A 10,149-nucleotide genomic window follows, 5' to 3' on the forward strand; every position below is an offset into this window, starting at 1 on the left:
AAAACCTGGTCTTCTGGGATAGGTTAGAGTTCTCCGGCTCTGCCTTGGAGTTTTGTGTCTAAAATCACAAATTCCAAGCACCAAATTACAAATAAATTTCAAATTCCAATATTCAATCGTTCGACCTCGAGGCCTTTCGGCCCCGAGCCTTTCGGCAGTGAGACCTGTCGGCGAGCTCAGGTCGAGCCGCTCAAGGCCGAACGATTGTTATTTGTTTGTTATTTGTTATTTGGAATTTAATTTACTCCATTTGAGATAGGTGCACCCCTATGGGGTGAAATCAAAGCCTGGTACTATGGGCCAGGATTCTTTATTTTTTTTCGTGCCTTAGCGGCTAAGCTGTTACTCAATATAATTATTGTTGCACAAATTGCAAAAAATATTTCAATTAGACCTCTTCTTTCTGTCTGCCCGCCCGCCGGCCTTTTTTGATTATTTCATAACAGCTGACCAACACAGTTTTAAGCTGTGGTCATTTGGCATAAAGCCGCGGTAACTCTAACGATGCAATGAATTGGGCTTGCCGGCAGTTTGAACAATTTACCACTAAATCACAGCTTTTGAAGAGCATGTGTTCCAGACAAACGATTATAGAAAGCACGTTTTCACTAATTTCTTCTTGTAAAACCTTAATTAGCAGCAGTTTACCGGTTGACTTTGTCATTTTATTGTTATAACAAAAATATGAAGCAGGAAAGTTTGTCCATAATCCAAATCAAAACAAGGGGGAAATCAGATGACGAAAGCAGAATTAGTAGAAAGAATGGCAAAAGACGCAAAAATTACCAAGGTTGCCGCCGCCGCCGCTCTGGGATCTTTTACAGACAACGTTACTAAAGCGCTCAAAAAGAAAGACGGCAAGGTAACCCTGGTAGGATTCGGCACCTTTCAAAAAACCCGCCGCAAAGCGCGCAAAGGCCGCAATCCTCAGACGGGTGCTGTAATCAAAATTAAGGCCAGGAACGTTGTAAAATTTAAACCTGGGAAAAAACTAAGAGAAGCTATCTAATACTGCTTGCAGCAACAAGGGCGATTATTAGCCTTCATATGCTAATAATCGCCTTTTTTTTTATATTTGTCAGCATTTTGTTTGCGCTCATTTGAGGTTACAGGGCGATGGTCACCTTGCGCTCAAGCCGACCTAAAAATAGATAAAGCAGAATCCCTCCTACGATCATTAAGCCGGAAAGTATCTGACCCATGGAAAACGAAAACCAAACAAAGCCGATATGGGCATCGGGTTGGCGGAAATATTCTATGAAGAACCGGACGGTTCCGTAGCCGATTAGATAAAAGGAAAGCATCGAGCCTCTGGGAGCATTAAAATTTCTGACATTCCACAGGACGACAAACAAAAATATACCTTCAAAAAAGGCTTCGTAAAGCTGCGAGGGATGACGGAGTTCCGGCCCCGGCGCCAAGGGAAAATACATGCCGACCGGTGCCGATGTGATGCGGCCGTATAATTCGCCGTTAATAAAATTACCGATGCGGCCGAATGTATACCCCAGCGGAACGATGGGTGCGAACAAATCAGCCGTATTCCAAAAATTCAACTCGGCTTTGCGAATATGCAGCCAGCTGAAGATGATGATACCAATAAGGCCGCCGTGGTAAGACATCCCTGCAATGCCGGTAAAGGTGATACCGTTTGAAAATTCAAAGGGAAGCAATATCTCCAGAGGGTGCCTGAGATAATAGGATAGATTGTAAAACAGCACGTATCCCAGACGTGCCCCTACAATAAGCCCGAGGATCATGAACAACATGAGATCTTGAATCTGTTCGGCTGAAATGAGGAAGCGTTTTTCGCGTTTAATACGCAATAACACCAGGCTGTAGCTGATGGCAAAGCCTACAATATACATTAATCCATAATATTGGATTTTGAACGACCCGATTCCGAAAATAACCGGATCCATTTTTTGCGGCAAATGCTGCCACCAGATTAAGAATTCATTCATAGTCAACCCATTTTTATACCTTAAGGGATAAATACGAAATACGAATCAATGACAATTTTACGTTGGGTTAAAACTTTATTTTCAAAAGACAAATCAGATCAAGATTCTCTGTTTCTCCCTGTTCATAAGCAGCTTAAAGCCTGGCGCAAGGCCAATGGGAAAATGTCCTGGGGAATCAAAACTAAAGAATTTGAAAAGATCGAACCGCTCCCGTCCTTGACAAATATTGATCGCCAACACGGATTTCAAGGTGCAGCGCTTTTTTATGGGTTCGGCGATGACGGCTTGGGCAATGCCGACTCAATTCTCTCGGGGAGACAGGCCTGGGAATACGCCGTCAGGCTCCGGAAAGAGAAAATATGGCGCTGCCGGTATGTCGATTTTGACAGAACAGATGATATCCGCCTGCGCCCCGGGGCGCCGCCCAGGCCCCAGGGCTTCTACTATGCCTTACTCCAGCTTGGCGAAAAATATAAAACGACGACCGTTAATCAGGTTCGAAAATCTTTTATAACCGACACCGGCTGGGCTCCTGAAGGATTTCAATTTTTAGCGATAACTCACATGCACGTTCAGGAATTAATGAATCAAAAAAAGATCAATTTCATGGCCCTGGCCGATTATGACGTCGCTCCGCACGGATTCAACGATTTCTATGATGCCCCGCAACTGTTCTGCAGCCTTGATACTCTGGGACTGGGCATCGGCAACATCGATCAAAACTACCCCCTGTTCGGCATCCCCACCCTTCGTTTCACTCACAGCTCTCTTGATTAGCCATGGGTTTAACACCTAAATCTTAAAACCTAAAACGTGATGAATTCGACTTTTGACGAATTCATCGATATTATGCGGCCGGATAATTGATCTCTTCCAAGGTCGCTTTAATCTGATCCAGGGTGACCGGAGCTTCCCATGCAACGGTAACATTTTTGTTCTGGGGATCGCCCTCTACACTTTTCACGCCCTCGATCTCACTCAACCCGTTTTTGATGCTCATCACACAGTGGCCGCAGGAAATATTCGGTATTGAAAATGTCGTTGTTTCCATTTTAAGTTCCTCCTTTGTAATTTGATTGGATAGGAATTTCCTTTTGCGAGTCCCACTTTAAACGGGACGTTACATAAAATCGCAATGCGATTTTATTATGGGCGCTACTTGGTTATCTTTATAACCAAAAACCCCCGATTTGGTCGCCGGGCGAATATATTGACGATTTCGCCTTCCTTGACGGCGTCGATGGTTTTATTAAAATCTTCAACCGACTTTATGGCCTGGTGATTGACCTCCTTTATCAGATCGCCGACCCGCAATCCCTTAGTCTTCGCCTGGCTGTTTGAGTCCACACCTGCCACAATGACGCCTTCACCCTCTTTGACGTTATACCGGCGCGCCATTTCAGGCGTCAATTCCGCCACACGGATACCAAGTTTATTCTTGTGTTCCTTGCGGCTTTTCTGCGCTAAAATTTTTCCATCTTCTCTCTTGGTGATCGTGGCCTTAAATGTTTTAGTTTTGCCGCCTCGCAGCACTTTAATTTTAGCTACCTGGCCTACTCTGATATTGGCGATGGTTCTGGTGAGGTCCCGGGTAGATTCTACCCTCTTGCCGTTAACGGCAACAATTACGTCCCTGGGCTCGATACCGGCCAAATCCGCAGGGTCTCCCGGGAAAACTTCAGTTACCAGGGCACCTTTTTTTTCCTCCATGCCATAGTACTCGGCAACCTCCGGGCTGAGGTCCTGGATGCCCACACCGAGCCAGCCGCGGGTTACCTCGCCACTTTCTCTGAGTTGATCAATAACCCCTTTGGCCAGATTAACGGGAATGGCAAACCCGATGCCCTGTCCGCTGGCAATAATGGCCGTATTGATACCTATAACCTCACCTTGCATATTGAGCAGCGGGCCTCCGCTGTTGCCGGGATTAATGGATGCATCGGTCTGGATGAAATCATCATAGGGGCCTGATCCGATAACTCTCCCCTTGGCACTGACTATTCCGGCAGTTACGGTATGGTCCAGGCCAAAGGGGTTTCCAATAGCCATCACCCACTGGCCCACTTTGAGTGCGTCGGAATCTCCGAATTTCAGTTCAGGAAGGTCGCGTTCCGTTTTGATTTTGAGTAACGCCAAATCCGTATTGGGGTCTCGCCCGATGATTTCAGCTTCATACTCTTTTTCATTTTCGAGTATCACCTCAATTTTATCTGCGTTTTCAACAACGTGATTGTTCGTTACGATATAGCCGTCTTTGTGGATGATAAATCCTGACCCCAGGCTACGCTGTTTAAAGTCACGCGGGTGGTTCTCACCAAAGAACTTTTTAAAAAAATCCTGCATGGGGTCGTCCTTGTCAGAGGGGCCTCTGAATTGACGCAAAACGCGGCCGCCGCCCTTGATGGTTTTTACCGTCCGGATGTTGACCACGGACGGGCTGGCCATTTCAGCCAGTTGGCTGAAACTTGCGGGTGTCGTTGCAAGACTGCCGGTTACGGCCTCAACCCCTGATGCTGAAAATAGACTTGAGATCGCCAGCAATCCGACAGCCAGCAAAATCACTGCGGTAACGTACTTGCCACGAGCAGAATGTTTTATTGTTGTCGTTAGTTTCATTGATATGCTCCTTTTTGACAAAAATTTTTGTTTCAGATGATTGTCACAATTAACTCCGGGCCGATATTGTAGTAACTCAATCAATATAAGCACTTTAAACGTTTTTTACCAGCCCTCTTATTGCGCTAAAATTTCGTTTTCTGATTGCATGGAGCATTCTGAAACAACCTTTAGGTTTTCCAGAATTGCAATCTGTGTGCCACAGTTGTTGCTCTACATAATGCCAGCATGTATCCGGTTGAATAAATTAAATAATTTTCAACCTATCATTTTTTGATTGCCCAAAACATATTACTTTTGGGGCCTGGCAAAACCGCAGGTGGTTAAAAAATAACCAGCATATCCCGCCAAATCAACCCATATGGGTAAAAAATATCCACATGGCGGGATGTTACTATCTTAACCGTATCTTCACCGAGTTTGCATGGGCCTCCAGCCCCTCGATTTCCGCCAGACGGATGATATCTTTAGCTTCGCGTTCAAACGCTTTTCTGGAATAGTGGATCAGACTCGTTTTCTTAACAAAATTATCCACCGAAAGGGCGGAAGAAAATCTGGCCGTACCGGCCGTCGGCAGTACATGGTTGGGGCCGGCAACATAATCGCCGACAGGCTCCGGTGTATACTCTCCCATAAAAACAGCCCCGGCATTGCTAATCCGGCCTATATAGGCAAAGGGTTCTTTGACGTGCAGCTCAAGATGCTCCGGAGCGATCCGGTTCGACAATTCAAAAGCGGCCTCAAGGTTGGGCACAACCAGGATGGCGCCGAATCTTTGGAGTGATTTTGCGGCGGTCTCTTTGCGCGTCAAATTTTCGAGCTGCTCCTTGACGGCATCAGCAACCGCCTCGGCCACAGCTCGGGAATCTGTCACTAGAATGGCTGATGCCATCGTATCATGTTCGGCCTGGGAAAGCAGATCGGCGGCAATAAAAGCAGGATTGGCCGCACTGTCGGCGATGACCAGAATCTCGCTGGGACCGGCGATCATATCGATGCCCACTGTACCGGCCACAATCTTTTTGGCAAGGGTAACATAGATATTACCGGGCCCGACAATGACATCGACCTTGGGAATCATCTCGGTACCGTAAGCCAGGGCGGCAATCGCCCATGCGCTTCCGACCTTGTAAACGGCATCAACCCCGGCCTTGCGGGCGGCTGCCAGCAGATGGGGATTCACCGAGCCGTCCTTGGTCGGCGGCGTTACCATGGCAACATGCCGCACACCGGCGATTTTGGCCGGAATAACACCCATCAACACCGAAGAGACCAAGGGGGTTTTTCCACCCCTGCCGCCGGGCACATAAACTCCGGCGGTATCAACGGGTGTTACGATCTGGCCTAAAAGCGTGCCGGGTCTTTGAGTATTTATCCAGGAGTTGCCTAACTGCTGGCGGTGATACGCTTCGATTTGACCGGCGGCACGATTCAAAGCGCGCTTAAAGGACCGTTCCACGCTTTTAGCGGCGGCATCGATTTCCCCGGATGTCACCTTGAGCGCTGCGATGGTCAAGCGCGGACTGTCGAATCGCCGGGCATATTGAATCAGGGCCCTGTCGCCGTTCTTCCTTACATCTTCCAGGATACGCGTAACATAGGCGACATCTTTCTTTTTGACGTCCAGACCGCGATTTGTTAGGGAAGCGACTCTCTTTTCAGCCGATTTGGAAGGATACTTGTAAATTTTCATAGGGCTAAATTCCATTCATAAAATCGTTGCGCGATTTTATATAACGTCCCGCTAAAGCGGAACTCAAAAAGTTTTGTTAAAAATATCAGCTAAAAACTTAAGCCAAGAGCAGGTTCTTTGTCAACACAAGGCAGCTGGTCAGGATATAAATATACAAGCCATAAAATTCAGATTGACTTATTTGAGTCCAATCTGTACAAATATTTCTTTTTATAAATCAGGAAGCCAAAAGATTAATAAATGTCTTGGAGGAACCCATGCATGGAAATAGAGTTTATAACTTCAACGCAGGACCGGCGGCCCTTCCCCTTGAAGTTCTTGAAGAAATCAAAGATTCATTTTTAAACTACGCTAAATCCGGCATGTCGATTACTGAAATCAGCCACCGCTCCCGATGGTTCGATGATATCATCAACGATGCCGTCGCCCGCACAAAGCAGCTGTTAAAACTGGACGACAAATTCCAGGTCCTGTTTATTCAGGGCGGCGCCAGCATGCAGTTCTGCATGATTCCCATGAATTTTCTGAAGGACGGCGAAACGGCCGACTATGTCAATACCGGAACCTGGTCCGCTAAAGCTATTAAAGAAGCCCAAATTCAGGGCAAGACCATCAACGTTGCGGCCTCTTCCGAAGACCGCAATTTTTCCTATATCCCCAAGGATATTCGATTCAACCCTGATGCGGTTTTTGCCCACATTACGTCCAACAACACCATCAAGGGAACGCAGTTTGCATCCTTTCCGGATACAAGCGGTCTGCCGCTGATTGGCGATATGTCGTCGGACTTTATGAGCAGACCCTTTGATGTTGACAAATTCGGACTTGTGTATGCCGGCGCTCAAAAGAATATCGGTCCTGCCGGTGTATGTATGGTTATTATCCGGGAGGACATGCTCAACAGGATTCCGGATGAGCTGCCGTCAATGCTGAAGTATACTACATATGCCGACCAGAACTCCATGTATAATACGCCGCCCTGTTTTGCCGTGTATACGATTCAACTAGTCTTGAAATGGCTGCAAGAAACCATCGGCGGCCTTGAAAAGATGGACGCAATCAATCGCAAGAAGGCCCAAACTCTCTACGATGTCTTTGATTCCGGCGATTTTTATCAAGGCACGGCCGAACCTGACAGCCGTTCATTGATGAACGTCACCTTCCGACTCCCGGATGAAGAGCTTGAAAAAAGGTTTATAGAAGAGGCTGCGGAAAACGGGTTCGGCGGTCTCAAGGGGCATCGGTCTGTCGGCGGCGGCCGGGCATCGATATACAATGCTACAACCGTGGCGGCGGTTGAAGCCCTGGCCGATTTTATGAAGACCTTCGAACAGAAAAACGGCTAGCCTAGTTTCCATCCATAAATGGCTATTTTTCCGATGAGCGGCGTTCTCTCTCCGAGGCGTAGGCTCTACGAGCCGGAGGCCGCGGGTTTCCGCCCTCGACGTACTTAAAGTACGCCTCGGGCGAAAACCCTTGCTTGTCCCGCCATAGCCCTTTTCTAAGGGCGACGGCGGATGCGGCTCCCGCTAAAAAACAGTGGGATTTCGTTCCGATTTAATTTTGGAAGGTACTCAACTTGCTCATCGAAAAAATTCCTCATTTATGAATTGGAAACTGCTTAGTGCTCAAATATATTTATGGATGGGCACTAAGATTAAAGAATTATTTTATTCAGGTAATTGGGCCTATTCTGCCGTCGTATCCAAAAGAATACTATGGCGAAGCCGGCTCAGCTCTTGGTGTCTTTGTGCCTTAGTGGCTGAAAAGGTTCAATTGCGATTTAAAAATATTTGAAGTTCTGATTCTCCTGTGTTATTTTAAATATAATTTATTTTCAACTTTTCTGTTAACTTAGATAGTTGCGGGTGTCGTGAAGCACTATATGCACCTTCAGCTTTGAACGACAAATTGCTCCATACCTGCTGCAATTCTGTGCTTAAGGAGATAGACAATGGATGTTACCATCATCAATCCTTTTCTTAATGCAACTTTAAATGTTATTGAAACAATGGCGTTTGTTAAGGCGAAAGCTGAAAAACCTTATCTGAAAAAAGACAATGTTGCCCAGGGAGATGTTTCAGGTATCGTTGGTATTACCGGAGCAGTCAGAGGGACTGTTTCGATTACATTTGATGAGGTTAGCATTCTAAAGATCGTTTCCAATATGTTCGGGGAGGAAATGAAGGAAATAAATCATGAAATTTCAGATGCTGTGGGTGAATTGACCAATATGATATCCGGCCAGGCCCGGCAAGAAATTGAAAAAACAGGTAAAATATTACAAGGAGCCATTCCCACAGTGGTTACCGGCAAAAACCATAAACTCATATCCATGACTAAAGGCCCCAAAATTGCCATCCCTTTTAAAACCGATACCGGGCGTTTTACAGTTGAGGTGTGTTTAGAAAAGTAGATTTTCGCTTTGCTTCGACAATCTGTAGGGACCTTCAAATCCGGAACATACTTACTTTCTTGACAAAATAACTGTTTGACAGTACAGTTGCACCATTACTTGCTCCTTGTTTCAAATAAATCAATATTCTCCAACTCCGGGAAAACTAAGCGAGACATTGGTGCATTCTAACTGTTTTTAAATATCGCGTCATGTTTAGAGGCGCGCTAACCTGTAAGTAAAGGCCGAACTATCGGTTTTAACTGTATCGGCAAGCTCAATAGAGATTCTTATGAGACCGATATAAGCTCATATTTGATTCCAAAATCGAATATGGGCTTTTGTTGTTTTTTAAAGGTACTGGAGGATATTTGATGGCCAAAAAACCAACATATGCATAATTGGAAAAAAGGGTAAAGTCATTGGAGAAAGAACTCAAGGATCGCAAGGGGGTAGAGCTGCAGACGTTGAGTCGACGAATCCGCGCGGCTGAAGAAAATCTGTGTTGACCTGAAAAAACAAATCGAGAATTTCTGTTCTTGATTCAAAATAGGTGTTTTATGTGATGAGGCCTACTATTTGATAAATCCCAGTAATGACAACGGCTTTTTATCACTATCTCCTTCAGAGACATGGGACAAAATAAGCTTCCTTTCAACCTTGATACCCTTGAATTGCTCTCTGCCCTTTCCTTTCCCTCCTACTTCGATAACGACGCGTTCATTTCCATATTCTACAAGAAAATCAGGAGTCTTTGCTCCCCGTTTTGTCTTTAGATAATGAAATTTATAACCTTTCATCGTAAGCATCTCGGCAAAAAAGTCTTCTCGGATGGCCCCAATACACTGGTCCCAATCCTTATAAAGTAGCCGAAAAGGAAGAAACATCAAAACTTTTGGTTCTTTGAGTACGTTGGTTCCCTTAGGGTAAATTGGGTTAAGGATAAAGGCCTGGGTAAGAAGCTTGACAAATAATTCAGCTTTATACTTCGTGATTCCCAGATTTCTGGAAATGGATGAAAAATTAATTCCATCCACTTCTGAATTTCCAATAAACGCTAAAGTTTTCTCAATTTTTTCGATATCATCAAATCGAAGGTTAGACACCATCGGGATATCCTTGCGGATTACTTTCGAACAGATGTTCTGGAGAATAGGCAAAAAATCCGGTTCTTCAAGAGAAAACGGAAAGAGCCTTCCCCGCAGATAATCATCAAACAGATGGCTAAATCTCATATGGTCTGATGTCCACCGGCCGTCCATAATGTCTTTAATTGTAAGCGCAGAGATTTCAACATCTTTCAAAAAAAGCAAATATTCTCTAAAAGCCCATCATTTTGTCAAATAGTTGTCCGGAAAGAAGAATAAGCTTCTTTTCAACTCCTAAATCCTGCATATTCCAAAGCAGCTTTTTATTTTACCTGACCCCCTCAAAATGGGTAAATGTTTCCAATCCCACCCATCATAATATATCTATTTTTG

The 10,149-nt window shown here is 45.3% G+C and carries 9 protein-coding genes; 4 read left to right on the top strand and 5 right to left on the bottom strand.

The window, feature by feature from the left end; all coding sequences use genetic code 11:
* The first annotated feature begins 736 nt into the window (after positions 1-736).
* Entirely contained in the window at positions 737-1,009 is a 273-nt protein-coding gene (locus V3S16_RS13095; RefSeq protein WP_413885638.1) for an HU family DNA-binding protein, read from the top strand.
* A gap of 97 nt (positions 1,010-1,106) precedes the next feature.
* On the opposite strand, the gene lgt is transcribed toward V3S16_RS13095, so the two are convergent.
* Entirely contained in the window at positions 1,107-1,964 is an 858-nt protein-coding gene (lgt, locus tag V3S16_RS13100; protein WP_413885640.1) for a prolipoprotein diacylglyceryl transferase, read from the bottom strand.
* Between the two features lie 48 nt (positions 1,965-2,012).
* Between lgt and V3S16_RS13105 the strand changes: the two genes are divergently transcribed.
* On the top strand, positions 2,013-2,741 hold the full coding sequence (locus tag V3S16_RS13105) for a hypothetical protein (RefSeq protein ID WP_413885642.1): 729 nt from the start codon (positions 2,013-2,015) through the stop codon (positions 2,739-2,741).
* Positions 2,742-2,811: 70 nt separating this feature from the next.
* Here V3S16_RS13105 and V3S16_RS13110 read toward each other — a convergent pair whose 3' ends face one another.
* From V3S16_RS13110 to hisD, 3 genes are all read right to left on the bottom strand, one after another.
* Entirely contained in the window at positions 2,812-3,015 is a 204-nt protein-coding gene (locus V3S16_RS13110; RefSeq protein ID WP_413885644.1) for a heavy-metal-associated domain-containing protein, read from the bottom strand.
* Positions 3,016-3,119: 104 nt separating this feature from the next.
* Complete coding sequence (locus V3S16_RS13115; protein ID WP_413885646.1) at positions 3,120-4,580, bottom strand: DegQ family serine endoprotease; 1,461 nt, start codon at positions 4,578-4,580, stop codon at positions 3,120-3,122.
* 394 nt (positions 4,581-4,974) lie between these two features.
* Complete coding sequence (gene hisD / locus V3S16_RS13120; protein WP_413885648.1) at positions 4,975-6,273, bottom strand: histidinol dehydrogenase; 1,299 nt, start codon at positions 6,271-6,273, stop codon at positions 4,975-4,977.
* Positions 6,274-6,530: 257 nt separating this feature from the next.
* Here hisD and serC point away from each other — a divergent pair, with 257 nt between their 5' ends.
* Entirely contained in the window at positions 6,531-7,619 is a 1,089-nt protein-coding gene (serC, locus tag V3S16_RS13125; RefSeq protein ID WP_413885650.1) for a 3-phosphoserine/phosphohydroxythreonine transaminase, read from the top strand.
* A gap of 608 nt (positions 7,620-8,227) precedes the next feature.
* Positions 8,228-8,689, top strand: a complete 462-nt coding sequence (locus V3S16_RS13130; protein ID WP_413885652.1) for a chemotaxis protein CheX — start codon at positions 8,228-8,230, stop codon at positions 8,687-8,689.
* A 554-nt stretch (positions 8,690-9,243) separates the two neighbouring features.
* Here V3S16_RS13130 and V3S16_RS13135 read toward each other — a convergent pair.
* Positions 9,244-9,972, bottom strand: coding sequence for a DUF4143 domain-containing protein (locus V3S16_RS13135; protein WP_413885654.1), 729 nt, complete (start codon positions 9,970-9,972; stop codon positions 9,244-9,246).
* Between the last annotated feature and the right edge of the window lie 177 nt (positions 9,973-10,149).

The organism is Candidatus Desulfatibia sp. (assembly GCF_036446775.1).
In the GTDB taxonomy this organism is placed as follows: domain Bacteria; phylum Desulfobacterota; class Desulfobacteria; order Desulfobacterales; family UBA11574; genus Desulfatibia_A.

What these genes read in the sequence shown, in the direction of transcription:
- V3S16_RS13130 (WP_413885652.1), top strand. Translation starts at nt 8,228, where the DNA reads ATGGATGTTACCATCATCAATCCTTTTCTTAATGCAACTTTAAATGTT.
- hisD (WP_413885648.1), bottom strand. Translation starts at nt 6,273, where the DNA reads ATGAAAATTTACAAGTATCCTTCCAAATCGGCTGAAAAGAGAGTCGCT.
- lgt (WP_413885640.1), bottom strand. Translation starts at nt 1,964, where the DNA reads ATGAATGAATTCTTAATCTGGTGGCAGCATTTGCCGCAAAAAATGGAT.
- serC (WP_413885650.1), top strand. Translation starts at nt 6,531, where the DNA reads ATGCATGGAAATAGAGTTTATAACTTCAACGCAGGACCGGCGGCCCTT.
- V3S16_RS13115 (WP_413885646.1), bottom strand. Translation starts at nt 4,580, where the DNA reads ATGAAACTAACGACAACAATAAAACATTCTGCTCGTGGCAAGTACGTT.
- V3S16_RS13095 (WP_413885638.1), top strand. Translation starts at nt 737, where the DNA reads ATGACGAAAGCAGAATTAGTAGAAAGAATGGCAAAAGACGCAAAAATT.
- V3S16_RS13110 (WP_413885644.1), bottom strand. Translation starts at nt 3,015, where the DNA reads ATGGAAACAACGACATTTTCAATACCGAATATTTCCTGCGGCCACTGT.
- V3S16_RS13105 (WP_413885642.1), top strand. Translation starts at nt 2,013, where the DNA reads ATGACAATTTTACGTTGGGTTAAAACTTTATTTTCAAAAGACAAATCA.